The organism is Maricaulis sp. (assembly GCF_017642925.1).
GTDB lineage: Bacteria > Pseudomonadota > Alphaproteobacteria > Caulobacterales > Maricaulaceae > Maricaulis.
Window position 1 is genome coordinate 122,264 of the sequence record NZ_JAEPOL010000003.1, and the last position, 24,320, is coordinate 146,583.

Here is a 24,320-nt window from a genome sequence, read left to right on the forward strand (position 1 = left end):
TCTCTCCGTTCGGCAAGGGTTGGTCTAGTTGGCCTCGAGTGCGCCGAGCGCTTCGTCGAGAATGGCCACGGCCTCGCTGGCATCGTCCTTGGTGATGATCAGCGGCGGCGCCATGCGGCAGACATTGTCACCCGCCGCGCCGACCAGGAGATGGCGATCGCGAGCCAGTCCTGCAAGCTTCTTGGGATCGAAACCGTCTTTCAGCTTCACCCCGACCAGCAGACCCTTGCCGCGGATCTCGGCGATCTTGTCGCCGTGACGGTCCATCAGCCCGTGCAATTGCTGGCGCAGATAGTTCGACACGTCGACCACATGATCCATGAAGCCGTCGGAGGTCAGCTCGTCGAACACGACATTGCCGACCGCCATGGCCAGTGGGCCGCCGCCATAGGTCGAACCGTGCGTACCGACGACCATGCCGGCCGCCGCGGCTTCCGTCGCGAGGCAAGCCCCCATCGGGAAACCGCCGCCAATGCCCTTGGCCGCGGCCATGATGTCCGGCTCGGCGCCGTCGACCCATTGGTGTGCGAACAGCTTGCCGGTCCGGCCGGCACCCGACTGGACCTCGTCAAAGATCAGCATCAGGCCGTGCTCGTCGCAGATCTGGCGCAGACCACGCAGGAAGCTGTCTTCCGGTGCCCGCACACCGCCCTCGCCCTGGACCGGCTCGACGCAGATCGCCGCGGTCTCTTCGGTGACGGCATTCTTCACGGCATCCAGATCGCCGAATTCGACCTGGTCGAAGCCTTCCATCGCCGGGCCGAAACCCTCGAGGTATTTCGGGTTTCCGCCGGCATTGATCGCGCCATAGGTGCGGCCGTGGAAGGCGCCGGTGAAGGTGATGATGCGATAGCGCTGCGGATTGCCGTTCACGAAGTGATAGCGGCGCGCCGTCTTGAGCGCGCATTCCATCGCCTCTGCACCGGAATTGGTGAAGAAGACGCGGTCGGCGAAAGTCGCCGCGCAAAGCTTCTCGGCCAGTTCGATACCCTTGGGCACCTTGAACATGTTGGACAGGTGCCAGAGCTTGCCGGCCTGCTCGTTGAGGGCGGCCACAGCCTTGGGATGGGCATGGCCCAGACAGTTCACCGCGATGCCCGAAATGAAGTCCAGATAGGCATCGCCGGCCTCGGTATACAGGCGCGTTCCCTTGCCGTGGTCAAACACGAGATCCGGCGGCGAATAGGTATCCATCATCGGGGCGGGCATGAGGTCCTCCAAAAGCATCGCGGCGCCCGTTTTCGGACGCCTTTGATACTCGTCTAGGCCTCCCCGCTCAGCTCTTCAAGCGCCAGCCTGCGCGCAAGAGCAGATAACAGGCCGCGGCCAGTGCAAGGTTGATCGCGAGCACCAGGAAGGCACCGATGGCGAGATTGCCGTCGGCATGCCCCGTGAAGCCGTAGCGGAAGCCGTCGATCATGTAGAAGAAGGGGTTGAAATGGCTGATCGTGGCGATCGGTTCGGGCAACGCCGTGACCGAATAGAACGTGCCCGACAGGAAGGTCAGCGGCGTGATCACGAAGGTCGTCACGGCCGCCATATGGTCGAACTTCTCGGCCCACAGACCGCCGATCACGCCGACCATGCCCAGCATGGCCGAGGCCGATATCCCGAAATAGAGGACCGCCCACCAGTGCTGCGGCATGACGTTCATGAAGGGGATCAGCGTCACCGCCGTCACCACCGCCACCATGATGCCGCGCGTCATCGCGCCGGCGATGAAGCCGATCGACAATTCCAGCGCCGACAGCGGCGGCATCAGGAAGTCGACCGCATTGCCCTGCACCTTGGACACCAGGATCGAGGAGCCCGAATTGGCGAAGGCGTTGTTCAACAGGCCCATCAGAATGAGGCCCGGCGCCAGGAACTCGATGAAGGGGATACCGTTCACATCGCCCCGCCGCGAGCCGATCGCGACGGCAAAAACGGTCATGTAAAGCAGCGTCGTTGCGACCGGTGCAGCGACCGTCTGGGTGTAGACCTTGAGAAAACGCCGCACTTCCTTCTTGTACAGCGTCCATAGACCTAACCAGTTGATAAAGCCGAATTTTCTGGGCTCGTTAAGGCCGGTTAAACTGGCGTTACTCATATCGAATTACCCTTAAGATCCCGGTAACCATCCGCGTTAACGATTAGGCGTGCAAGTGAGCTTTCCACAGGAATGGTCATCCCCCGATCTTGTGGCCTCAGTTAGCGCGGGTACAATATCTAGTGTAATTAAACATGAATTGAGATATGCGCTCTTAGCCGACATTCAAGGCAATGAAGCGCATCCAACTCAGGAGATGAGTGCGATGGCCTGGACTGACGAACGCGTCGAGCAACTCAAGAAGCTCTGGTCGGAAGGCCTGAGCGCCAGTCAGATTGCCAAACAATTGGGGGGTGTGACCCGGAATGCCGTGATTGGCAAGGTCCACCGTCTCGGTTTGTCAGGCCGCGCGACGCCGTCGCGCCCGGCCCGCCGCACTGTTAAACCCTCCCGTCCGCGCACCACAACGGCTTCCACCGCGCCGGCACAGCGCCCGGTGTCGCGTCCCTCCCCCTCAACTGCGACCCCGGCTGCTCCCAAGCCGGCGCCGGTGGAGCCTGCCGTCCTGCCGTCTGGCGAGTTTGCCACCGTGCTCACCCTGCGTGACTCGATGTGCAAATGGCCGATCGGCGATCCCGCCCAGGCCGAGTTCCGCTTCTGCGGCCGCAAGACCGCCGGCGGCAATGCCTATTGCGAGGCGCACTCCTCGATGGCCTACCAGCCGAGCGCCAAGCGCCGCCGCCGCACCAGCGATGCCGGTGCCGCCCTCGACGCGATCGCCGCAACCCGGCGCTATAATTTCTGATTTCCGGCCCTGCCCTCACCCTCGGGTCCGGTAATGCGGCCGCCTCTCGGGGCGGCCGTTTTCTTTTGTGCTTCTGTATGAAGGGTCAGTCGCGCCGCTCGCCCACCAGCGCCTCGCGCATTTCGGGAATCCAGCTGTCCGTGCGGCGATTATAGGCCCTCAGGGTGGTGGCAAAGCCCCAGTGGCACCAGGCAAAGTCGCGGTCTTCCGAGGCCTGGCGCACCGCCCCCACCCAGCGCGCCCGCAAGTGTTCGGGCACTTCGTAATAGACACCGAACTCGCCAACCAGGACCGGCACATTCTGGGCCTGTGCATACTGAGCCACAATGTCGAGGTCGCGGGCGAGTTCCGCCTCGTCGGCCGGACCGCCCCATTCGATGCCGGTGCGTGACTGGTTCGACCAGGGCGCGCCCTGATGGGTGAACTCGAAGGGCGAATAATAGTGCACCGTCGTCATCACCCGCGGATCGTCCGCGGGCACTTCGGTCTGTACGAGGCCCTCGATATTGTTCCAGCGGGCCGAGGACAGGATCACCCAACGCTCCGGCGACACCGCGCGGACGACATCGAGCAGGTGCGCATTGATTGTATTGACCTGCGCGGCGCTGACCCGGTCGGTCGGCTCGTTCAGCAGCTCGAAGATCAGCGTGTCAGGATAGCCGGCATAGTGCTCGGCCAATTGCCGCCATATCGCCGCCAGCTGCGGCAGGCGGCCCTCAGGATCACGCATCAGGGCGTCGAAATGATGGACATCGACAATGACGCTCAGCCCGCGCGACAGGGCGTGATCGATGATCGCATCGACCCGGGCCAGCACGGCGGGGTCGATGCGGTCGCCGGCACCCAGATGCGCCGACCAGCGCACCGGCAGACGGATCGTGTCGAAACCGGCCTCGGCGATCGCATCGATATGACCGAACTCGATCGTATAGCCCCAAGCGCCCTCGTATTCGGCTTCCAGTGCCCCGGACAGATTCATGCAGCGCGCGACCGGCGGCGTATCGACAGCGAGTGATTGCCGCGCCGGGTCGGGCGCAGCCTGCACGCGGGAGTCCGCAGGCCCTTCGCAAGCTGCAAGAAGGGCCGTGCCCAGGATCGCGGTTCTGGAAATCATGTGCATGGCGTCTCCCCTGACCGGCGCCCGCGCCGGCCCCGGTCACAGCCTCTCACGATCCGCATCTTTCATATCATAGGTTTTATCTATCAATATGACGGTATTTTTGAATTAGAAGGCATGGAAAACAGGCCCCAAATCCTCAGCGGCTCAAGACAAAGGAGACGCCATGAAATACGTGATTGCGGGTTTGCTGGCCGCGACGGTTCCGGCCGGAACCGCCCTGGCTGACGAATGGGGTTACGCCGGCGAAGGCGCACCGGAGAACTGGGGCGCCTTGTCGCCCGATTTCGCTGTGTGCAGCGCGGGTGTGCAGCAAAGCCCGGTCGACCTGGTTCCGGGCATTATTGCCGACGGCGTCCGGCCGGTGCTCGACTTCGGCGACATTTCCGGTGTCGAGGCCGAGCGCAACGCGCATGGCGTGACCTATCACGTCCCGTCCGGCTCGGCGCAGCTGTCGCTGAACGGCCGCAACTTCGACCTCCTGCAGTTCCACTTCCATGCCGCATCCGAGCATTGGGTGGAGGGACAGTCCTATCCGCTGGAAGTCCACTTCGTGACGGCCAGCGAGGGCGATCTCGCCGTGGTCGGCGTGCTGTTCGAGCGCGGCGAGGCGCATGCCACCGTCGAGACTTTGTGGGATGCGATCGGCGAACCGGGCGACCGCGAGGAAATCGACGGGACGATCAGCCTGGCCTCCCTGCTGCCGCAGGACCAGGCCGCCTTCCGCTATGAGGGCTCGCTCACCACGCCGCCGTGCTCGGAGATCGTCTCCTGGACGGTGTTCACCACCCCGCTCAGCGTCTCGGACGCCCAGATCGACGCCTTTGTCGAAACGGTCGGCGAGAACGCCCGGCCGCCACAGCCTCTCAATCGGCGCTACGTCCTGCTGGACAACTGACGCTCCGGACACCCACCTTCAAGGGCGCACGCCTTCCCGGTGCGCCCTCTTTTTTGAGGCAGGTTTCAGGGTGTCGTCACCGGATAGGCGATGATCTCGCCATTAAGCCGCACCATCTCGTCCTGCAGGGCATCGCGAGTGGTTTCGGCGAGCGCCGGGGTGATCGTGAAGACGACCAGCATGCGGCGGCCGGACGCGGTGACCTGGCCTGCCCGGCTCCATCGGCCGTCACTGCTTCGACCGGAATGCGCCGACAGTACGATCCAGCTCGTGACGCCCAGCGCCTCGATGCGCGTTTCCACCTGATCGACCTGGACCGCATCCACTTCCAGCTCGACACGAAGACATGTTTTCCAACCCGTCATTGCACGCCTCCAAGAACCATCTGCGCCGTTGTGAAATAGAGCGGAATTCCGATCAGCAGGTTGAACGGAAAGGTGATGCCCAGGGACAGGGTGAGCGACAGCGCCGGCCTCGCCTTCGGCAAGGCGAGCCGCATTGCAGCGGGCACCGCGATATAGGAGGCCGATGCCGCAAGCGTCATCAGCAAGGCCGCATTGCCTGGCGCCAGGCCGAGACCGCGGGCGATGACCAGGGCGATGCCCGCCGCGATGAGCGGCATGTAGAGCCCGTGCAGCACCACACCCGGCCGCATCTTGCGCCCATGCTCGACCAGGCCCCGGCCGGCGATCAACCCCATATCCAGCAGGAACAGGCAGAGCACACCGCGGAACGCGTCGACGAACAGGGGTGAGACCGCCGCCATCCCGGTTTCACCGGAGATCCAGCCGATGGCGAAGGCACCCAGCAGAAGGACGATCGAGCCATTGGTCAACGGTTCGACAAGCCGCAAGCCTCCGCTGCGTCCTGCGGCACCGGCCAGCAGAAGGCCGGTCAGGATGGCCGGCGCTTCCATCGCCGCGGCCACCGCCACCATGGCGCCGCCGGTTTCCAGCTGCAGCATGCGCGCGGCGTCGGATGCGGCGATGAATGTGACGATGGATATCGATCCGTAGTGGGCGGCGATCGCGGCCATGTCGACCCGTGGCAGCGAGGTCGTGGCGCGCAGGAGGCCGAAGCTGAGGGCCGGCAAGGCTGCCGAGAGAACCACCCCGGCCAGCAGGACCGGGATGATGTCGCCCAGGCTGGCACGCGCCATTTCGGCGCCGCCCTTGAAGCCGATCGCCATGATCAGGAAGAGCGACAGGCCCTTTGCAAAGGCTTCTGGGAATTTCAGGTCGGACCGTATGAACGCAGCAGCCAGTCCGAGGACGAAGAACAGCACCGGCGGCGAGGCCAGCGTCGCGAGCGCAATGGAGCCGTGTTCCAAAACCTGATCCTTTTGATGAGGTCAGTCCGGCAACCGCCGAGAGGGGGGCAAGGGGCGGTTGCCGGACAGTTCTCTGCACCGGCGGCTTTGGGACCGGAGGTGAGGCCGGCGCAGAGGCGAGTGGGTACGCTCTAGACGGCAGCCTGAATGAGTGGAAATATATGGATGCTGTTCTTTCATTAGGAAAAAACTATATATGCGTCCGACCTTCCGGCAGCTCGAATATCTGGTCGCGATCGACGAGACCGGACGGTTCTCCAGCGCCGCCCACAGCATGCATGTCAGCCAGCCCAGCCTGTCCGCGCAGGTGGCCGAGGCGGAAAGCCATCTCGGTTTCAGGGTGTTCGAACGGGGGCGGAACGGCGCGATCGCGACACCGCTCGGTCGTGAACTGCTGACCCGCGCACGCGAGGTCCTGCAGTCGATGTCCGATATCAAACGGCTCGCCCAGTACGGCCGGGACGGGCTGGTCGGACAGGTCCGCCTCGGCGTGCTGCCGACGATCGGCCCCTATCTTCTGCCGCGCTGCACGGCCCGCCTGCATGCGCGCTATCCCCAGCTTCGCCTGTCGATCCGGGAGGAATCCTCCGTGGTGCTGAACCAGGCCCTGAGCGACGGGCGCATGGATGTCGTCATTTCCGCACCGGAAGATCATCCCGGCTGCACCAGCGCCGCCCTGTTTCACGAGCGCCTGTGGATCGCCGTGCCGCCGGACGATCCGCTGGCACAGACACGCGGGCCCGTCGGTCTGGCCGAGCTGTCCGGATGCGCCTTCCTGACGCTGGCGCTCGGTCACCGCCTGAACCGGCTGGTCGCGGATCTGGCCGAACGGTCGGGCGGACATCTGCCAGCCGACTATGAAGGGACCAGTCTGGATGCCATCCGCCATATGGCCGCGCTCGGGGCCGGTGTCGCCGTGCTGCCGGAACTCTATGTCCGCTGCGAGGCCGAGCGCGATGACAGCCTGGTCTTCCGGCGGATCGACGACCCGGGCGCCGAACGCGATATCGCGCTGATCTGGCGGCCCGGATCCCCCCTGTCGACCGGCTTCAATGCGGTCGCGGACATCATGCGCGAGGCAGCACAGGCCGCGCTCGCACCGCGGACGCGATAGCTGCGTCCGCCAGGCCTACCAGCCGACCGTGAAGCTGCGTCCGGCATGGGCGCGGCTCTCGGCCTCATCGACAATGGCGATGGCGAAGTCCTCGACGGAGATGGCGGAACGGCCGTCCTCGCCCATCACCAGCGTATCCGTTCCCAGCCGGTAGCGGCCCGTACGCCGGCCCGGTTCAAGGCTGGCGGGCGGGCAGATGTGGGACCAGCCCTCACCGCCTGTGGACAGCACGGCGTCGCGCTGGGCCTGACAGGCCTGCGCGATGGGCCGCACGGCGTCGGGCAGGAAGCCGGGACGGGTCAGGACGGTCCAGGCCGGCTGGTCGGGAAAGCGCAGGCTCGCCGCTCCGCCGACGATCACCACCGGCACGCCGGTCTCAAGGGCCGCATCGAGCAGGGTGCGGGTATAGCCGACCAGTTCGGCTTCCCGGCCGGCGGGCGGCCGCAGTGCCATCACCGCCACATCCTGGTGGCGCAGCACGGCGCGGATCGCCGCCCCGTCGCTCGCCTCGGCGAAGGCGGGAATGGTCAGCCCCGGCAAGCCAGCCGCCCGCTGAGGGTTGCGCACCACTCCGGTGACATCATGCCCCCGGTCGAGCGCCTCTTTCACCACGCAGCGCCCGACAGACCCGGCGGCACCGAATACAGCGATCCGTTTCATGCCGTTCCTCCCTGCCTTGCCGACAAGGCCACGGCCGGCGTGCGGGTAGCGCGCTGGCTGAGCCAGATACTGGTCAGCACCAGGGCGGCGCCGGCAAACTGGATCGCGTCCAGCCGCTCGCCCAGCACCACCCAGCCCAGCACGACCGCGCTGACCGGGCTCAGAAAGCCCAGCATGGTCGCGGCCGACGGCCCCAGCCGGGCAATGCCACGGAACCACAGGACATAGGTCAGGGCCGCACCGATCAGGGCCAGATAGGCAAAGCCGGCGATGTGCCCGGCGTCCAGCGCGGGAAGCGGCGGTTCGACGATGAGGGCAAGCGGCAGCAGCAACAGCCCGCCCGCGGTCAGCTGCCATGCGGTCAGGGTGAGCAGCGGAACCTGCGGCCCCCAGCGCCGGGTCAGCACGGTCCCGGTGGCCATCGATGCCGCACCGCCCAGGGCTGCCAGGACACCGATCGGGTCGAAGCCGGCTTGCGGCGATGCCAGGAGCAGGGCGACGCCGGCCAGGCCGCCGCCGGCCGCGATCACCGCAAGCGGGCGAATGGCGGTTCCCAGTGCCAGCCGGGCCAGGCCCAGCACGATCAGCGGCTGGACGGCACCGACCGTAGCCGCGATCCCGCCGGGCAGGCGGTAGGCTGCCACAAAGAGGCAGATCCAGAACACGGTGAAGTTCAGCGCACCCAGCACAAAGGCCTGGCCCCACCAGGCACCGGCAGGCAGACGGCGCACGAACAGCAGCAGCAGGAGCCCGGCGGGCAGGGCCCGCAGCAGGGCGAGCGTGACGGGATATCCGTCCGGCAGCCACTGGGTGGTCACCAGATAGGTGCTGCCCCAGATCGCCGGCGCCAGCGCCGTCAGGAAAATGTCGAAGGTACGGGGCATGAACTACTCCACCGGCAGGGCGACAGGACGCATCGGCGCGGCATCGGCACCGCGCAGTTTCAGCGACCCGCCGATAAAGGCGAACTCGTGGACACCGTCCCGGGCGAGCCCTTCCAGATTGACGAGTTCCATGATCGGAACGCCGTGCTGGGCGAGCAGGTAGGTGTGCAGCGGAACATAGTTGCCCGGTACTTCGGACGGGAAGGCTTCGAGGCTGAGATTGTCTGCACCAACAATCATCGCGCCGCCCTCCTCGACCAGGAAGCGCGCAGCCTCCATGCCCAGGCCCGGCGGATTGTGCATGTAGCGCTCCGCCGTCTCATAGTCCTGCATGCGGCCGGTGCGGATCAGCACCACATCCCCTTCGCGCAGCGGCGTATCCTGGCGCGCCAGAGCCTGCTGCAGATCGGCACGCGTGATGCGATAGCCATCCTCCAGCCGGTCGACGCCGAGCGCCGCAGCGACATCGATCATCACGCCGCGGGCGATGATGGGCGGAATGGTTTCCGCTCCGGTCACCTGCCAGCCACGGTCGCCGAGATGCGCGTCGGCCGAGAAACCGTTCCAGATCTGCCCGTCGACGCCGAAATGATTGAGCGCGTCGATATGCGTGCCGGTGTGCGTGTACATCGAGATCGCGGAGCCGGTGTAGGAGACGTGCCCGTTCTGCACCTCGCCCACCCCCATCGGATCGTCGACCACGGTGCCGCGCGGCGTGTGGGTCATCCAGATCTGGTAGTGAGGGTCTCCGGCGGCCTGCCAGCTGGGCATGCCGATGAAATACTCGACCGACAGGTCATAGGCGCGTCCGCCGGCGATCCGGCCCAGAATGGCGGCGCGACTCTCGTCGGTCATCAGATTCAGCCGCCCGAGTTCGTCATCCGGCCCCCAGGGGCTGGCTCCGACGGCGTCCTGACCGAAGGCCGCAGCCAGGCCAATCAGCGGGGCCAGAAAGCTGGCGATCAGAAAATGTTTCATGTCGTCCTCCGGGGTTTTTTGCCGGACCGATCCGGCGCCCCCGTATTTATTCGTTCACATGAGAAGACAAAGACGGCATGATCGAGAACTCTTTTCACTCGGAGTAAACAATGGACAAGTTCCGCGCCTTGCAGGTCTTCCGCCGTGTGGTGGAGCTGAACGGGTTCAGCGCGGCGGCACGCGATCTCGACCTGTCCAATGCCGGGGTCAGCAAGACGGTCAGCGCCCTGGAGGCGGAACTGGGTGCGCAACTCCTCGTGCGCACCACGCGCAAGCTCCGGCTCACCGATACCGGGCAGGCCTATTACGACCGGGCGGTGGAGATCCTCGAAGCGCTCGCCCACGCCGATGAGGCCGCCAGCGGGTCCGACGCATCGCCACGCGGGCGGCTGCGTGTCTCCGCCCCCATGTCTTTCGGACTGACCGACCTGGCCGAACGGCTTCCGCGCTTCCAGCAGCGCTATCCGGAGCTGATCCTCGATGTCGAGTTCAACGACCGGCAGGCCGATCTTCTGGAAGACGGGTTCGATGTCGCGCTGCGCGGCAGCGGTCCCCTGCCCGATTCAAGCCTGAAGGCGCGGCGCCTGCGCCCGCTGCACCGCTTGTTGTGTGCGTCGGCGGAGTATCTGGCCCGCCATGGCACGCCGGAAACGCCCGAGGCGCTGACCGGCCACAACTGTCTCGTCTTCACGATGGCGGCACAGCCGAACAGCTGGGTCTTCCGGCGCGGCGAAGAGACGGTCGAGATTGTCGTTGCCGGCAATCAGCGCATCAACAATTCGATTGCGCTGTGTACGTCCGCGATCGCGGGCTGCGGCATTGTCCTGCTGCCGGACTTCGTCGCCAGTGGAGCATTGGCGGGCGGCAGGCTGCAGCGCATCCTGCCGGACTGGCATGTCGACGACCAGCATATCCATGCCGTCTATCCAGCCCATCGCGAGCGCGCGCCAAAAGTGCGCGCGCTCATCGACTTTCTGGTCGCCGAATACGCGGACGCTCAGGCGTTGACGTCGAAGGCGTAGCCGGCCGAGCGGACGGTGCGGATGGGATCGCGCTCTTCCTTGGTGTTCAGCGCCTTGCGGAGGCGGCCGACATGGACGTCCACCGTGCGCGCCTCGACATAGACATCCGAACCCCAGACCGCATCGAGCAATTGCTCGCGCGAGAAAACCCGGCCGGGATGCTGCATGAGATAGTCCAGCAGGCGGAATTCCGTCGGGCCGAGATGGATCTCGCGGTCGGAGCGTTTCACGCGGTGCGCGACGCGGTCCATCGTGATGTCACCGGCGGTGATCACATCCTCGGCGAGGCCCGGGCGGATCCGGCGCAGCACGGCGCGGATACGGGCAAAGAGCTCGGTCATCGAGAAGGGTTTGACGACATAGTCGTCAGCGCCCGTATCGAGCCCGCGTACCCGGTCGGTCTCCTCGCCGCGCGCCGTCAGCATGATGATCGGCACATTGGCGGTTTCCTGGCGGCCGCGCAGGCGGCGGCAGACCTCGATCCCGGAGACCTTGGGCAGCATCCAGTCGACGAGCACCAAGTCCGGCGTGGTCTCCTCGGCCTGCATCAGGGCGTCCTCACCGTCACCGGCAACGGAGACCTGATAGCCTTCCTTTTCCAGATTGTACTGCAACAGGGTGGCGAGGGCGTCTTCGTCTTCGACCACGAGAACTTGAGGCTTCATCGTTCCGTCTCCACGATCAAGGTCATCAAGATTTGGCGTCGTCCGCCTCAAGCGGCCCGGCTGTCACCATGAAGTGCACAGCCTCGGCGACATTCGTCGCGTGGTCGCCGATACGTTCGAGATTCTTCGCCACAAAAAGGATGTGAACACCCGGCTCCACCTGGCCCGGATCCTCGGTCATGCTCATCAGCATCTGCCGCACAAGCGCGTTATAGCGTTCGTCGACCTCGTCATCGGTGCGCCAGACCCGGATTGCCGGTTCGACATCGGCCGAGGACAGGGCATCGAGCACTTCGTGCAGCTGTTTCACGACGATCGCACCGAGACGCTCGACCTGGTCGAGCAGGGAGAGCGGCGCGTATTCGGCCAGATCCTCCGCCCGATAGGCGATGTTCTTGGCGAGATCGCCGACGCGTTCGAGATCGCTGGCGATCTTCAGCGCGGAAATCGTCATGCGCAGATCGGTGGCCAGCGGCTGGCGCAGGGCGAAAAGGCGCAGCACGCGCTTTTCGACGTCGTCCTGCATGGCATTGACCTGTTTCTCGCGCTCGCGCACGCCGGCCACGAGGCTGGCATCGCGGCGGACAATGGCTGCGAGCGCCGTTTCCAGCTGGGTTTCCACCATGCCGCCCATGCGGGCGAGTTCATCGGCCAGCTGGTCGAGTTCCTCGCCATAGGCGGTGACGATATGTGCGGTCTTGGACAGCGCCATTGCGCTACCTCCTCATCTGGCGCCGGCCCCTAGCCGAAGCGCCCCGTGATGTAGTCCTGCGTGCGCGGATCGCGCGGGTTCGTGAAAATGTCCTCGGTGCGGCCGAACTCGACCAGCGTGCCCATGTGGAAGAAGGCGGTACGCTGGGACACGCGGGCAGCCTGCTGCATCGAGTGGGTCACGATGATGATGCAGTAGTTCTCGCGCAACTCGTCGATCAGTTCCTCGATCTTGGCCGTCGCGATCGGGTCGAGCGCCGAACACGGCTCGTCCATCAGGATGACTTCCGGATTGATCGCGATCGCGCGGGCAATCACCAGACGCTGCTGCTGGCCGCCGGACAGGCTGGTGCCCGGATCGTTCAGGCGGTCGGCCACCTCCTCCCACAGCCCGGCCTTCTTCAGGCTGCTCTCGACGATCCCGTCCAGATCGTTGCGCGACAGCGCCAGGCCGTGAATGCGCGGACCGTAGGCGACATTGTCATAAATCGACTTGGGAAACGGGTTGGGCTTCTGGAACACCATGCCGACGCTGGCGCGCAGCACGACGGGGTCGATCGACTTGTCGTTCACCTCGGCGCCGTCGATCTTCAGCGAACCGGTCACCCGGGCGCCCTCGATCGTGTCATTCATGCGATTGAGGCAGCGCAGAAAGGTCGACTTGCCGCAGCCGGACGGGCCGATGAAAGCCGTGACCGAGCGGTCCGGAATGTCGATCGAGACGTGGTTGAGCGCCTGCTTGCCGTCATAGGCGACACAGACATCCCGGGCCGCCACCTTGATCGGCGGCTCGGTCTCGCCGAAGCCGGCATTCTGGTCGAGGATATGGGACTGATTGTCGGGCATGGGGTTACCATCTCCGCTCGAAACGGCGGCGCAGATAGATCGCCAGGGCATTGAAGCCGATCATCAGCGCCAGAAGAACAAGAATGGCGGCCGCGGTACGCGCCTCGAAGGCCCGCTCGGCACCGTCGGACCACAGGAAGACCTGCACAGGCATCACCGTGGCCGGCTGGGTCAGGCCTTCCAGGCCCAGCGTCGGCGCGTCGGCGATGAAAGCGACCATGCCGATCATCAGGAGCGGCGCGGTTTCGCCCAACGCCTGGGCCAGGCCGATAATGGAGCCGGTCAGGATGCCCGGCGCGGCGAGCGGCAACACATGGTGGAACACCGACTGGGTTTTCGATGCGCCAACCGCGAGCGCGGCCTGTCGGATCGATTGCGGCACGGCCTTGAGGGCCGCGCGCGAGGCGATGATCACCGTCGGCAGCGTCATCAGCGACAGCACCAGGCCACCCACCAGCGGCGCCGAGCGGGGCAGGCCGAACGCGTTGATGAAGACCGCCAGGCCCAGCAGGCCGAACACGATGGACGGAACGGCGGCCAGATTGTTGATATTGACCTCGATCAGGTCGGTCAGCCGGTTTTTCGGCGCGTATTCTTCCAGATAGATCGCCGTGAACACACCGACCGGCACTGACAGGCAGATCACGATCAGCATGGTCAGGATCGAGCCGAACAGCGCGCCCTTCACACCCGCCAGTTCCGGCTCGCGGCTGTCAGCGTTGGAGAAGAGGTAAGTGTTGAAATCGGTGCGCACGAGACCGCGGGCTTCCAGCGCCCGGGTCCACACGATGGCCTGGTCGGAGACCCGGCGGCGGCTTTCCGGCGTATCGATCACATAGAGCGTCCAGTCTGCCGCCCCGGAGATGTCCGCCGCATCGCCCAGCATCGCTTCGCCGCTGGCCGACCGGCCATTGGCGTCGAGCGCAGTCAGCCGGACGGCAACGCCGCTCAGCTCGACAAGGATGGTCGGCAGGTCCCGGTTCAGCTCGATCCGGCCGTCATTCTCGGCCAGTTCCTCGCGCAGGGCCTGCGCCTGGGCAGACAGGCGCTCGGCTTCATAGAGCGCATCCTCGGCATCGCTTCCCTCGAGCTCGGCTGCGAGATTGCGCGCCCGCTCGGCCCGCGCATCAAGCGCCGTCGCCTCGGCCCGCATGGTCGCCACTGCGTCCTCGACCAGGCTTGCAAAGTCCGGTGCGCTCGAATTCAGCGCAAGGGCATCGCCGTCGGCACTGATCGTGAGAAGTCCGCTGGTCGCCAGCGTCCGGTCCTCGACGAGCCGGCCCTTGAGATAGAGATCGAGATCGTCCGCGATCGGCATGCGGAAAGTATAGGTCTCGCCGACCAGCGATGGGTCGGCCAGGACATCATCCATCAGCCGGGTCGCGTTGAGCGGCGTGTAGAGACCGAACAGGTTGCGCAGGTCGCGGCGCGCCGTGACCTCGGGGAATTCCGCCCGTATAGCGTCCTGGAGGACGCGGCTGTAGGCACCGCGGCGCAGGGAGGCCTCGCTGGCATCGCCTTCCGGATCGACCACGGAGCGATCGAGATGCACCGGCAGGACCAGCTGATTGACGGTGAAAGCGGGCAGCCCCTGCGACAGGATCGAAATCAGCAGGATCACCAGAATGCCCACGGCCGACGCCACGGCTGCCAGTCCGGCCGCGCGGAAGCGCAGCTCGGCCCGGTAGCGCCGCGGCAATTGACGGCTCACCGCATCGCGAATGGACGTGGTGTCGGAGGTATCAGTCATATTTTTCCCGGTATCTCTGCACCACACGCAGGGCGATGACATTCATGATCAGGGTGATGACAAACAGGACGAGCCCCAGCGCAAAGGCAGACAGGGTCTTGGGACTGTCGAATTCCTGGTCGCCCGTCAGCAGCATGACGATCTGCACGGTGATGGTGGTCACCGATTCCAGCGGGTTTGCCGTCAGATTGGCGCCCTGGCCCGCCGCCATGACGACGATCATCGTCTCGCCAACGGCGCGCGACACGGCCAGCAGGATCGCGCCGACAATGCCCGGCAGGGCCGCCGGCATCACCACGCGGGTAATCGTCTCCGAACGGGTCGCGCCCATGGCATAGGAGCCGTCGCGCAGCGTCTGCGGCACGGAATTGATTACATCGTCAGACAGCGAGGAGATGAAGGGGATGATCATCACGCCCATCACCAGTCCAGCCGACAGCGCGCTCTGGGTCACCACATCGTCGAAACCGAGCCAGGTGAACAGACCGCGGATCGCCGGCCCCACCGTCAGCAGGGCAAAGAAGCCGTAGACCACCGTCGGGATACCGGCGAGGATTTCCAGCACCGGCTTGGCTGTCGCCCGGAAGCGCGGGCCGGCATATTCGGACAGGTAGATGGCCGACAGGAGGCCGATCGGCACGGCCACCGCCATCGCAATCAGCGTGATCAGCGCCGTACCTGCGAACAGCGGCACAGCCCCGAACGCACCGGATTGGCCGACCTGGTCGGCCCGAAGGGCGATCTGCGGCGACCATTGCAGGCCGAACAGGAATTCGGAGACCGGCACGGTCGAGAAGAAGCGGATGCTCTCGAACAGCAGCGAGAAGACGATGCCGACCGTGGTCAGGATCGCGAGCACGGAGGAGAGGAGAAGGAGGCCGGTGATCAAGCGCTCGACATGATTGCGGGCGCGGAAATCGGGGATGACCTGGCTGCGTGTGCGCAACAGGCCGCCAGCCGCAAAAACCAGCGCCAGAACAGCCACGAAATAGCGGATGCGGTCCTGATAGCGGGCCACGATGCGGGCGGCCGCGTTCAACTCGGCGCTCTCGCGGCTGGACAACGCTCCGTTGGCGATCTGCATGGCGTCGGACAGGAAGAGCTGGCGCTGTTCGCGCGGCGCCTGGACAAGCTCGAAGCCGGCGAGCTGACGCATCGACGCACCGGCTGCCTCGGCCTCGCTGCCGACAGCTGCGACCAGTTCGGCGCGGCGGCCGATCGCGGCCTCTTCAGCTGCCGTTGCGGAATTCAGTGCCTCCCGCTGCTCCTGCTGCAACTGCTCGAGACGGGCCGGATCGCGCTCCTCGCCGCGCGCGCTGCGCAGGCGCTGCATGTCGTCGCCGATGGCGTTGACGCGTTCGCGCAGCTGCAGGGCCGCGCCCCGGAATTCCTCATACTCGGCATCCGACAGGAGGCGTTCTTCCAGACGGGCGTTGAGGGCGCTGGCTTCGCGCTGAAGCTCGGAGAAGGTCAGGCGTTCGACGGCCTGGCCGCCGAAAATGCCGTAGGCCGCCAGCAGCAGGAATGCCGGCAGGCCGGTCCAGATCGCAACGTAATAGCCGTGATAGTTCGGCAGCGAGTGGAGACGGACCGTATTGCCGTTCACCGCGCCGATCGCCCGCGCCCGGCCGACATAGAATCCGCCCGCCAGCATGACGATGACCATGAGAGCAACGATGGCGATCACTGACATTCAAAGTGTCCTTCGGACGTCCGGCTTCGGGCCGGCTGCGCGGCAGGCGTGACAGATACTGGGTGTCGCGGCCCCCGTTTATGACAGAGTCGCTACAGTTTTGTGACAACGCACGGCCAGTCTGCAGACACAGCCGTCAGACGCTTTCGCGGGCCCGCTCGCGCACCGCGGCAGGAACCGGCAAGAAGACCGAGAATACAGACCCTTCGCCCGGAGCGCTCTCGACCGTGAAGCCGCCGCGGTGGCGGTTCACGATATGCTTCACGATGGCCAGTCCGAGACCGGTTCCCTCCTTCGGACCGCTCTTCTGGCCGTCGACGCGATAGAATCGCTCGGACAGGCGCGGCAAGTTCCGGCGTTCGATTCCTTTGCCCTCGTCGCGGATACGAACCGCGAAATACCGCTCGCGCGGTTCCGAGGCCGGCGCGGCCAGTGTGAGACGACTGGCCTGCGCACCCAGCACCAGCTCGGGACGTTCGGCCTCGTCGCGCATCAGTGGTCCGGCGATCTCGATCTGCACGGCAGAGCCTTCGGGGGAGTATTTGATCGCGTTCTCGATCAGGTTGAGCAGCACTTCCATCAGCTGATCGCGGTCGCCGATAGCCGGTGCCGAGGCCGGCTTGCGCACGGTGAGGCGGATCGCCTTCTCCTCCAGCTGCGGCCGCAGATAGTCGCGGGCATCCTCGACCAGGGCCGACAGATCGGTCTCGCTGCTGGGCGGGACGTGCTCGTCCATCTCGACCCGCGACAGGGACAACAGGTCATTGATCAGACGCTGCATGCGCTCGGTCTGGTCGAACATGATGCCCAGAAAGCGCTCGCGCGCCTCGCTGTCATCGCGCGCATGCCCCCGCAGCGTCTCGATAAAGCCCGCCAGCGAAGCGAGCGGCGTGCGCAGCTCGTGGCTGGCATTGGCGAGGAAGTCGGCCCGCATGCGGTCGGCGCGCTTGATCGAGGTTTCGTCGGAAAGCACCAGCATGGCCCGCCAGGGCATGACCCGGTCGTCCTCGGCCCGCAACGACGCCACGAAAGCGCGCACATGGCTCTCGACCGGTGCCATCATGGAGTACTCAACCGGATCGACGGCCTGACCACGCAGCGCCGTGCTGACCGCTTCAAGCACCTGCGGCTGGCGCAGCACGGCGGACAGGTGCCCCGCCGCCGAGCCGAGGCCGAGAAATTCCCGCGCCGCCGGATTGGCCAGCTCGATCCGGCCGCCGGCCCCGATCAGCAGGACCGGGATCGGCAGGCTGTCCAGCATGTGCTGGGCGCGGGCCTGCGGGTCCACCGGTGCGGGCGCACTGTCATCCACATCCGGCCCGCGCGCAGGGTTCAGCGTGGTCGACACGGTCAGGTAATAAAATGTCGACAGTCCTGCTATAGTGGCAATAGCGACGAGGGTCTCGACGAAGCCGAGCTCCCCGAACATCCAGAACAACAGGATGACGATCGCGCCAAGGGCTGCAACGGCTGCCGTATCCCGGCGCCGGATCCGGATCAGGGGCCGTTCGTCTGCAGAAGGCTGCCTCATTCTGACTCCGTTTGCATCCGATCCGGCAAGCCGGGGCATCTAACAAAAAAATAAGTGCCCACGGGCTAGTTGAAGCTCTATCGCATATTCGCAGTGCCACGCGAAGCCGTGACGCCACCGGAAACCGGGACGCACCAGGGATGCATCTCGAAAATCGAGAGAGTTTTCATGCCATTCGCTATCGATTTAGTGTTTTTCGATAAAAATCTGTTGACTTTCGAGATGCCCTTTCTAGGATGCAAAAATCATCGAGATCGTGACGTGCGGGGACAACGCATGCGTAAAAGTTTGTTAGTTTTGGCTACGGCCCTTGCCACGGCGTCCTGCGCCAGCCTTCCGGCCTATCAGGCCGGGGATGGTCTTCCGGACGCACCGGCGCAGTGGGCTGCAGCTCCAAGGGATACAGGTGCACAGGCTTCCCGGGACTGGGTTGCCGAGCTGGGCGATGCCCGGCTGTCCGCACTGATCGACGAAGCCTTCGACACCAATCCGAGCCTCAACCAGTCCTTCGCCCGCTATCGCGCGGCCCGGGCTGCGGCACGGGTTGCGGGTTCCGACCGCCTGCCGTCTCTGAACGGTGGGATGGACTACACCCGCACCGAGCGCAACACCGGCTCGGGCAGTGACAGTTTTTCGCTGGGTCTTTCGACCGCGTGGGAAGCCGATCTGTGGGGCCGGGTCGCCGATGGCGCGAACGCCAGTGCGCTGGACGCCGAAGCGGCCGCCGACGATGTTCGCGCATCGCAGCTGTCCGTAGCCGGCCTGGTTGCCAAGGGCTGGTTCTCGCTGATCGAGGCCCATCTCCAGACCGAACTGGCCGAACGCGACCTGGCGACCCGCCAGTCCTCGCTCGACCTGACGGAACGCCGCTTTGCCCGCGGCCTGGTCCGCAGCTCCGACGTCCGCACGGCCCGCTCGGCCCTGGCATCGTCCGAAGCGGCCCTGGCCTCGCGCCGGCGCGCCGAAGCAGCGGCCTCGCGCAGCCTGGAAGCGCTGCTGGGCCGCTACCCGGCTGCCCGCCTCGCTCCGGAAGGCGACTTCCCGGAACTGGGCCTGGTCGGCGATATCGGGACCCCGGAAGCCCTGCTGACGCGCCGTCCCGACGTGCGCGCCGCCGAACGCCGCCTGCAGTCGGCCGGCCTGCGCGCCGATGCCGCCCGCAAGGCCCTCTATCCCAGCCTGTCACTCAATGGCAGCTCGGGTACGGGCGGTGCCGATGTCGACGACATGTTCGATCTGGACTCGCTGGTTTCCAGCCTGACGGCCAGCCTGACAGGCCCGATCTTCAATGGCGGCGCCCTGCGTGGCGCCCGCGATCAGGCCCAGGCCAATGCCGAAGCCCAGCTGGCCAGCTATGTCTCCACCGTGCTGACCGCCTGGCAGGAAGCCGAAAACGCGATCGACGCGGACGCCATCCTGGCCCAGCGCGTGGACAATCTGCGCCAGGCCTACGAAGAGGCTGCCGAGGCCGAAAATCTCGTGATCCGCCAGTATGCCAGCGGCGTAGCGACCATCTTCGACCTGCTCAATGCCCAGTCCCGGCGCATCAGCGCCGAAAGCCAGTACATCTCGGCACGCCGCGAGCGCGCGGCCAATCGTGTCGACCTCTATCTCGCCATCGCCGGCGATTTCTCCGCGGCCCAGTCCGCAGACCCGGCCGCCCCGACAGGAGAATAATCATGGGTAAGCTCATCGGACGTTTCGTCATCATCGGCGGTGTTGCCGTCGTCGGTGCTGCAGTTCTCTTCATGCTGTTCGCAACGCAACCGCAGCCGCAGCGGGCCAATTCGGCGCCGCGGCCGGTCGCCGTTTTCGTCGCGGAAGCCGAGCGGGGCGAAATTGCCCTCACCGTCGACTCCCAGGGCGAGGCCCAGCCGCGCACCCAGATCAACCTGGTGCCGCAGGTGGCGGACCGCATCACATTCGTGAATCCCGACTTCATCGAGGGCGGTTTCTTCGAGGCCGGTGAAACCCTGATCCAGATCGATGATGCCGACTACCGTCTGGCGGTCACCCGGGCCTCTGCCCAGGTCGCCCAGGCCCAGCAGGCCCTGGCGCGCGAACAGGCCGAATCCGAACTGGCCGCAAGTGAATGGGCCGAGCTCGGCGAAGGCGAGGCTTCGGCCCTGACCCTGCGCGAACCGCAACTGGCAGAGGCACGCGCCCAGCTGGCCGCCGCGCAGGCAGCCCTGCAATCGGCCCGCCTGGACCTGCAGCGCACGCGCATCTCTGCACCGTTCGCCGGCCGGGTCCGCTCGAAGAATGCCGGCCTTGGCCAGTATGTCTCGCCAGGCACCAATCTGGGTGAAGTCTTCGCAACCGACACCGTGCTGGTGCGCCTGCCGTTGACCGATCATGACCTGTCCCTGCTGGGCATTCCGGTCGCCTACAACGCGGCCAACGATGAACGCGGCGGCGTCCCGGTGGTCCTGTCGGCGACAGTTGCCGGTGGCTATCACGAGTGGGAAGGCCGCATCACGCGCACCGACAGCGCCATCGATCCGCAAACCCGCGTCCTGTACGCCATCGCGGAAGTGACCGACCCCTATGGTTCGGGTGCCGATGACGGCGCGCCGCTGGCTATCGGCCTGTTCGTCAACGCTGCCATCCAGGGGCGTGAAGTCGACAACGCCTACATCATCCCCCGCAACGCCCTGCGCGGCGAGGACAGCGTCTATATCGTCCGCGAAGGCGGTACGCTGGAGATCCATACGGTCGACATCATCGACTCCAGCCCGGAACGCGTCATCGTTTCGAGCGGTGTCGAAGCGGGTGACCTGGTCGTGGTCTCGCCGATCCGTGGCGCCAGCAACGGCATGCGCGTGCACACCTACAATGCCGATGGCGAGCAGCTCGCCGACTACTCGGCCAATTATGAAGAAGCGCCGGAAGGCGAGGAAACCGGTGAAAGCGTTGCCGACGGCGAGAACGCCGTGGCGAGCGCCGGTTAGGCCCGAAGGCAGGAGAGGAAGCGGTCATGACCGATCCCAACAAGACACACGACCAGGTGCCCGGGGGCATCGTCAGCTGGTGGGCACGCAATTCCGTCGCCGCCAACCTGCTGATGATCGTCGCCATCGTCGGCGGTTTCCTGGGCTACAACATGCTCAACCGGGAAGTCTTCCCGACGGCGTCCTTCAACGGCGCGACCGTGTCGGTCTCCTGGCCCGGCGCCTCGCCCCAGGACATCGAAGAGCAGATTGTCGTCCGTATCGAGGAAGCGCTCGCGGACATGGACGGGATCGAGACCATCACCTCGACCGCCCGTGAAAGCGTCGGCTACGTCAATATCGAGGGCAAGCGCAACGTCGACATCGGCGAGTTCATCGACAACATCAAGCTTGAAGTCGACTCGGTGAACAACCTGCCGCCATCGGCCTATCGACCGATCGTGTCGCAGTGGCGCAATCAGGAACAGGTCGTCGGTTTTGCCGTCCATGGCGATATCGACCGGCGCGACCTGCAGGCGATCGGCCGCGAAGTTCGCGACGAGGTCGCCCAATTGCCCGGCGCATCCATCGTCAATCTCTGGGCCTCGCGCGGCGAAGAAGTCTCGATCGAGGTCTCCGAGGACAATCTGCGCCGCTACAACCTGTCCTTCGACGAGATCGTGCGGGCCGTGCGGGCTTCGTCGCTCAACGCCTCCGCCGGTACCGTGCGGACCGAGCTGGGTGAATTCGGCCTGACCGCACGCCAGCTGGCCGATACGGCGCCCGAGTTCGAAAACATCATCATCCGCCAGACCAGTGCCGGCGGCACACTGCGTATCAGTGACGTGGCCCGGGTCACCGACGGCTTCGTCGACAGCAATATGGAAGCCACCTACAACGGCGAGACCATGGTGCTGATTGTGGTCGAGCAATCGCCCGGTATCGACGTGGTCGATACCGCCGCCGCCGTCCATGACTTCATCGAACGCAAACAGGCCGAACTGCCAGAAGGCGTGAGCATCTCGCTGTGGTGGGACAATTCGGAAATGTATTCCGACCGCATGGAGACGATTTCCAGCTCCGCGCTGTTCGGTGGCATCCTGGTCCTGATCACGCTCTTCCTCTTCCTGCGTCCGATCGTGGCGCTGTGGGTGACGGTCGGCATCTTCACCGCTTTCGGCGGCGCCTTCCTGATCCTGCCGATGATGGGCGTGTCGCTGAACATGCTGTCGCTGTTTGCTTTCCTGATCGTCATCGGGATCGTGGTCGACGACGCCATCGTGGTCGGGGAAAACATTCACGACCGGGTCGAACGCGGTGAGCCGGGCCTGACGGCGTCGATCATCGGGACCCAGATGGTGGCCAAGCCGGTCATCTTCGCGGTCATCACGACGATCATGATGTTCTCGCCCTGGATGCTGCTGACCGGTCCGGAAGTGCAGTTCACGCGGCAGATCTCGCTGGTCGTGATTGCTGCCCTCGCCTTCTCGCTGGTCGAGTCCCTGCTGATCCTGCCGGCCCACCTCTCGCACATGAAGCCGCAGTCGGAGAAAGGCCTCTTCGGCCCGCTGATCAAGTTCCAGCGGTCGATTGCCAACTCGCTGATCTGGTTTGCCCGCAACATCTACCGGCCGGCCGCCAAACTGGCGATCCGCAACCGGTATGCGACGCTGGTCGGCTTCCTGATGATTTTCCTGGTCTCCATCGCCCTGCTGATGACGAACCGCGTGGGTTCCGTTTTCATGCCGCAGATCGAAAACGAGACGATCCAGGTGAATATCCAGCTGGCCGAGGGCACGCCCTGGAACCGGACCGAACAGGTCCGCCAGCAGCTGGACGACGCCCAGGCGGAAGCGCTCGAGTACTATCGTCAGGAGTATCCCGGCGAGAACGACATGATCGAAAGCCGCTCCACCATCGCGTCCGATGGCCGGGTGCGGGCCTGGATCGAGCTGGCTGTGCCGGCGGAACGCCCGGGCCATCTGCCCACGGCTGACGTCGCGCAGCAGATCCGCGAATTCCTGGGTCCGATCCCGGACGCCGAGGAAGTGCGCCTGGACTCCACCATCAATGATGGCGGCAGCCGCATGACTTTCGCCCTGTCCCACCCGGACCTGGCCACCCTGCGTGAAGCGGCGGATGCCCTGAAAGAGCAGCTGCGCAGCTATGACACGCTCTACGATGTGGTCGACAGCCTGCAGACCTCGACCGAGGAATTGCAGTTCAGCCTGCGCCCCAACGCCCAGGCCGTCGGCCTGACGCTGCAGGACGTCACCCGTCAGGTGCGCCAGTCCTTCTACGGTGAGGAAGCCCAGCGCCTGCCGCGCGATGGCCAGGACGTGCGGGTGATGATCCGCATGGACGAGGCGTCCCGCCGCTCGCTGGACACGTTGCAGGAAATCCGCATCCGCACCAGCGACGGTCGTGAAGTGCCGCTGTCCTCGGTCGCCGAGGCGCACTTCGCACCGGGTCTGAACCGGATCAACCGCCGCAACGGCATGCGCACCGTCACGGTGTCGGCCGAGCTGTCCGATCCGGCGGCGCGCGGCGACATCAACCAGAGCCTGAACGAGGACTTCTTCCCGACTTTCGACGCGCAATTCCCCAGCCTGTCGCGGGACGAGATCGGCCAGGCCGAAGGTGAACGCGAGTTTGTGGCCGAGCTGATCAACCTGCTCATCCTGGCCCTGGGCTCGATGTACATCCTGCTGGCCGTGGCCTTTAAGTCCTACTTCCAACCGCTGGCCATCATGGTGGCAATCCCGTTCGCCCTGACTGGCGCGATCTTCGGACACTTCCTGTTCGGCATGCCGATCGCCCTGTTCTCCTACTTCGGCGTCGGGGCAGCCGCGGGGGTCGTGATCAACGACAACCTCGTGCTGCTGGACTTCGTGAACCGCCTGCGGGCCAACGGCGTGGGTGCCTTCCAGGCCCTGGTCGATGCCGGCGTGCAGCGTTTCCGCCCGATCCTGCTGACCTCGGTGACCACCTTCCTGGGCATCTTCCCCATGATGGCGGAAACCTCGACCCAGGCGGAGTTCCTCAAGCCGATGGTCGTGGCACTGGGCTTTGCGGTCGTGTTTGCCCTCTTCCTGACCCTGCTGCTGGTCCCGGCCATGTACGCCATCGGGGTCGACATCGCCCGCCTGTTCCGCGCCATGTGGACCGGCGAGCGCCAGCCGCGGCTGGGTGAGCACTACACCGATACCGACTTCGCGCACGGCGAGCTTCCGGGGCATCTGGAAGAAACGCCTGCCGAATAGGCCGCGGACAACACATCCGCTGAATAGCCAAGTCTCGCCCCGCGTTGTACACAACGCGGGGCGAAACATTTTCGCGAAGCGTATTTTGGGGATG

General features: G+C 65.4%; 21 protein-coding genes. 7 read left to right on the top strand and 14 right to left on the bottom strand.

Translation table 11 applies throughout. The annotated features are described in order from the left end of the window. Nucleotides 1–24: 24 nt before the first annotated feature. Both JJ918_RS03550 and JJ918_RS03555 read right to left on the bottom strand, forming a co-directional pair. Nucleotides 25–1,209: an aspartate aminotransferase family protein gene (locus tag JJ918_RS03550; protein ID WP_291883339.1), complete on the bottom strand. Its 1,185-nt coding sequence runs from the start codon at nucleotides 1,207–1,209 to the stop codon at nucleotides 25–27. 67 nt (nucleotides 1,210–1,276) lie between these two features. Next, a complete protein-coding gene (locus tag JJ918_RS03555; protein WP_291883341.1) occupies nucleotides 1,277–2,089 on the bottom strand; it encodes an ABC transporter permease in 813 nt (270 codons plus the stop codon). Nucleotides 2,090–2,294: 205 nt separating this feature from the next. Here JJ918_RS03555 and JJ918_RS03560 point away from each other — a divergent pair, with 205 nt between their 5' ends. Beyond that, complete coding sequence (locus JJ918_RS03560) at nucleotides 2,295–2,834, top strand: GcrA family cell cycle regulator (protein WP_291883344.1); 540 nt, start codon at nucleotides 2,295–2,297, stop codon at nucleotides 2,832–2,834. Between the two features lie 85 nt (nucleotides 2,835–2,919). Here JJ918_RS03560 and JJ918_RS03565 read toward each other — a convergent pair whose 3' ends face one another. Continuing rightward, on the bottom strand, nucleotides 2,920–3,948 hold the full coding sequence (locus JJ918_RS03565; RefSeq protein WP_291883347.1) for a glycoside hydrolase family 5 protein: 1,029 nt from the start codon (nucleotides 3,946–3,948) through the stop codon (nucleotides 2,920–2,922). A gap of 169 nt (nucleotides 3,949–4,117) precedes the next feature. Between JJ918_RS03565 and JJ918_RS03570 the strand changes: the two genes are divergently transcribed. Then, complete coding sequence (locus JJ918_RS03570; RefSeq protein WP_291883349.1) at nucleotides 4,118–4,849, top strand: carbonic anhydrase; 732 nt, start codon at nucleotides 4,118–4,120, stop codon at nucleotides 4,847–4,849. 65 nt (nucleotides 4,850–4,914) lie between these two features. Here the strand turns inward: JJ918_RS03570 and JJ918_RS03575 are convergent, their stop codons facing one another. Next, a complete protein-coding gene (locus JJ918_RS03575) occupies nucleotides 4,915–5,214 on the bottom strand; it encodes a hypothetical protein (RefSeq protein ID WP_291883352.1) in 300 nt (99 codons plus the stop codon). Then, nucleotides 5,211–6,179, bottom strand: a complete 969-nt coding sequence (locus JJ918_RS03580; protein WP_291883354.1) for a sodium-dependent bicarbonate transport family permease — start codon at nucleotides 6,177–6,179, stop codon at nucleotides 5,211–5,213. Before JJ918_RS03580 ends, JJ918_RS03575 begins: the two co-directional genes overlap by 4 nt. Nucleotides 6,180–6,375: 196 nt before the next feature. Here JJ918_RS03580 and JJ918_RS03585 point away from each other — a divergent pair, with 196 nt between their 5' ends. After that, nucleotides 6,376–7,293 (top strand): hydrogen peroxide-inducible genes activator, encoded by a 918-nt coding sequence (locus tag JJ918_RS03585; protein ID WP_291883357.1) that lies wholly within the window; start codon nucleotides 6,376–6,378, stop codon nucleotides 7,291–7,293. Between the two features lie 15 nt (nucleotides 7,294–7,308). Here the strand turns inward: JJ918_RS03585 and JJ918_RS03590 are convergent, their stop codons facing one another. The 3 genes from JJ918_RS03590 to JJ918_RS03600 are packed head-to-tail and all read right to left on the bottom strand — an operon-like array spanning nucleotide 7,309 to nucleotide 9,815. Further along, on the bottom strand, nucleotides 7,309–7,953 hold the full coding sequence (locus tag JJ918_RS03590; protein WP_291883359.1) for an NAD(P)-dependent oxidoreductase: 645 nt from the start codon (nucleotides 7,951–7,953) through the stop codon (nucleotides 7,309–7,311). Beyond that, a complete protein-coding gene (locus JJ918_RS03595; RefSeq protein ID WP_291883361.1) occupies nucleotides 7,950–8,837 on the bottom strand; it encodes an EamA family transporter in 888 nt (295 codons plus the stop codon). The genes JJ918_RS03590 and JJ918_RS03595 overlap by 4 nt, the downstream gene beginning before the upstream one ends. A 3-nt stretch (nucleotides 8,838–8,840) precedes the next feature. Continuing rightward, a complete protein-coding gene (locus tag JJ918_RS03600; RefSeq protein WP_291883363.1) occupies nucleotides 8,841–9,815 on the bottom strand; it encodes a cyclase family protein in 975 nt (324 codons plus the stop codon). 110 nt (nucleotides 9,816–9,925) lie between these two features. Between JJ918_RS03600 and JJ918_RS03605 the strand changes: the two genes are divergently transcribed. Then, nucleotides 9,926–10,837 (top strand): LysR family transcriptional regulator, encoded by a 912-nt coding sequence (locus tag JJ918_RS03605; protein WP_291883365.1) that lies wholly within the window; start codon nucleotides 9,926–9,928, stop codon nucleotides 10,835–10,837. Here the strand turns inward: JJ918_RS03605 and phoB are convergent. The 6 genes from phoB to JJ918_RS03635 all read right to left on the bottom strand — a co-directional run bounded on the left by phoB (nucleotide 10,813) and on the right by JJ918_RS03635 (nucleotide 18,033). Further along, nucleotides 10,813–11,502 (bottom strand): phosphate regulon transcriptional regulator PhoB, encoded by a 690-nt coding sequence (phoB, locus tag JJ918_RS03610; protein ID WP_291883368.1) that lies wholly within the window; start codon nucleotides 11,500–11,502, stop codon nucleotides 10,813–10,815. The genes JJ918_RS03605 and phoB overlap by 25 nt on opposite strands. 25 nt (nucleotides 11,503–11,527) lie before the next feature. Beyond that, nucleotides 11,528–12,214, bottom strand: coding sequence for a phosphate signaling complex protein PhoU (gene phoU, locus JJ918_RS03615; RefSeq protein WP_291883370.1), 687 nt, complete (start codon nucleotides 12,212–12,214; stop codon nucleotides 11,528–11,530). 29 nt (nucleotides 12,215–12,243) lie between these two features. After that, complete coding sequence (gene pstB / locus JJ918_RS03620; protein ID WP_291883373.1) at nucleotides 12,244–13,059, bottom strand: phosphate ABC transporter ATP-binding protein PstB; 816 nt, start codon at nucleotides 13,057–13,059, stop codon at nucleotides 12,244–12,246. A gap of 4 nt (nucleotides 13,060–13,063) precedes the next feature. Beyond that, on the bottom strand, nucleotides 13,064–14,809 hold the full coding sequence (gene pstA, locus JJ918_RS03625; RefSeq protein ID WP_291883375.1) for a phosphate ABC transporter permease PstA: 1,746 nt from the start codon (nucleotides 14,807–14,809) through the stop codon (nucleotides 13,064–13,066). Further along, on the bottom strand, nucleotides 14,802–16,502 hold the full coding sequence (pstC, locus tag JJ918_RS03630; RefSeq protein ID WP_291883378.1) for a phosphate ABC transporter permease subunit PstC: 1,701 nt from the start codon (nucleotides 16,500–16,502) through the stop codon (nucleotides 14,802–14,804). Before pstC ends, pstA begins: the two co-directional genes overlap by 8 nt. Before the next feature lie 136 nt (nucleotides 16,503–16,638). Further along, the gene (locus tag JJ918_RS03635) at nucleotides 16,639–18,033 is read right to left on the bottom strand and encodes an ATP-binding protein (protein ID WP_291883381.1); all 1,395 of its coding nucleotides are present in this window, start codon (nucleotides 18,031–18,033) and stop codon (nucleotides 16,639–16,641) included. Nucleotides 18,034–18,330: 297 nt separating this feature from the next. Here JJ918_RS03635 and JJ918_RS03640 point away from each other — a divergent pair, with 297 nt between their 5' ends. The 3 genes from JJ918_RS03640 to JJ918_RS03650 are packed head-to-tail and all read left to right on the top strand — an operon-like array spanning nucleotide 18,331 to nucleotide 24,226. Continuing rightward, the gene (locus tag JJ918_RS03640) at nucleotides 18,331–19,710 is read left to right on the top strand and encodes an efflux transporter outer membrane subunit (RefSeq protein ID WP_291883384.1); all 1,380 of its coding nucleotides are present in this window, start codon (nucleotides 18,331–18,333) and stop codon (nucleotides 19,708–19,710) included. Nucleotides 19,711–19,712: 2 nt separating this feature from the next. Continuing rightward, nucleotides 19,713–20,984, top strand: a complete 1,272-nt coding sequence (locus JJ918_RS03645) for an efflux RND transporter periplasmic adaptor subunit (RefSeq protein ID WP_291883386.1) — start codon at nucleotides 19,713–19,715, stop codon at nucleotides 20,982–20,984. A gap of 26 nt (nucleotides 20,985–21,010) precedes the next feature. After that, nucleotides 21,011–24,226 carry an efflux RND transporter permease subunit gene (locus JJ918_RS03650; protein WP_291883389.1) on the top strand — a complete coding sequence of 1,072 codons (3,216 nt, stop codon included), beginning with the start codon at nucleotides 21,011–21,013 and terminating at the stop codon, nucleotides 24,224–24,226. The last annotated feature ends 94 nt before the right edge of the window (nucleotides 24,227–24,320 follow it).

Bases quoted from the DNA above. Each gene is read 5' to 3' on its own strand.
- JJ918_RS03550 (WP_291883339.1), bottom strand. From the start codon at position 1,209: ATGCCCGCCCCGATGATGGATACCTATTCGCCGCCGGATCTCGTGTTT.
- JJ918_RS03555 (WP_291883341.1), bottom strand. From the start codon at position 2,089: ATGAGTAACGCCAGTTTAACCGGCCTTAACGAGCCCAGAAAATTCGGC.
- JJ918_RS03560 (WP_291883344.1), top strand. From the start codon at position 2,295: ATGGCCTGGACTGACGAACGCGTCGAGCAACTCAAGAAGCTCTGGTCG.
- JJ918_RS03565 (WP_291883347.1), bottom strand. From the start codon at position 3,948: ATGATTTCCAGAACCGCGATCCTGGGCACGGCCCTTCTTGCAGCTTGC.
- JJ918_RS03570 (WP_291883349.1), top strand. From the start codon at position 4,118: ATGAAATACGTGATTGCGGGTTTGCTGGCCGCGACGGTTCCGGCCGGA.
- JJ918_RS03575 (WP_291883352.1), bottom strand. From the start codon at position 5,214: ATGACGGGTTGGAAAACATGTCTTCGTGTCGAGCTGGAAGTGGATGCG.
- JJ918_RS03585 (WP_291883357.1), top strand. From the start codon at position 6,376: ATGCGTCCGACCTTCCGGCAGCTCGAATATCTGGTCGCGATCGACGAG.
- JJ918_RS03590 (WP_291883359.1), bottom strand. From the start codon at position 7,953: ATGAAACGGATCGCTGTATTCGGTGCCGCCGGGTCTGTCGGGCGCTGC.
- JJ918_RS03595 (WP_291883361.1), bottom strand. From the start codon at position 8,837: ATGCCCCGTACCTTCGACATTTTCCTGACGGCGCTGGCGCCGGCGATC.
- JJ918_RS03600 (WP_291883363.1), bottom strand. From the start codon at position 9,815: ATGAAACATTTTCTGATCGCCAGCTTTCTGGCCCCGCTGATTGGCCTG.
- JJ918_RS03605 (WP_291883365.1), top strand. From the start codon at position 9,926: ATGGACAAGTTCCGCGCCTTGCAGGTCTTCCGCCGTGTGGTGGAGCTG.
- phoB (WP_291883368.1), bottom strand. From the start codon at position 11,502: ATGAAGCCTCAAGTTCTCGTGGTCGAAGACGAAGACGCCCTCGCCACC.
- phoU (WP_291883370.1), bottom strand. From the start codon at position 12,214: ATGGCGCTGTCCAAGACCGCACATATCGTCACCGCCTATGGCGAGGAA.
- pstB (WP_291883373.1), bottom strand. From the start codon at position 13,059: ATGCCCGACAATCAGTCCCATATCCTCGACCAGAATGCCGGCTTCGGC.
- pstA (WP_291883375.1), bottom strand. From the start codon at position 14,809: ATGACTGATACCTCCGACACCACGTCCATTCGCGATGCGGTGAGCCGT.
- pstC (WP_291883378.1), bottom strand. From the start codon at position 16,502: ATGTCAGTGATCGCCATCGTTGCTCTCATGGTCATCGTCATGCTGGCG.
- JJ918_RS03635 (WP_291883381.1), bottom strand. From the start codon at position 18,033: ATGAGGCAGCCTTCTGCAGACGAACGGCCCCTGATCCGGATCCGGCGC.
- JJ918_RS03645 (WP_291883386.1), top strand. From the start codon at position 19,713: ATGGGTAAGCTCATCGGACGTTTCGTCATCATCGGCGGTGTTGCCGTC.
- JJ918_RS03650 (WP_291883389.1), top strand. From the start codon at position 21,011: ATGACCGATCCCAACAAGACACACGACCAGGTGCCCGGGGGCATCGTC.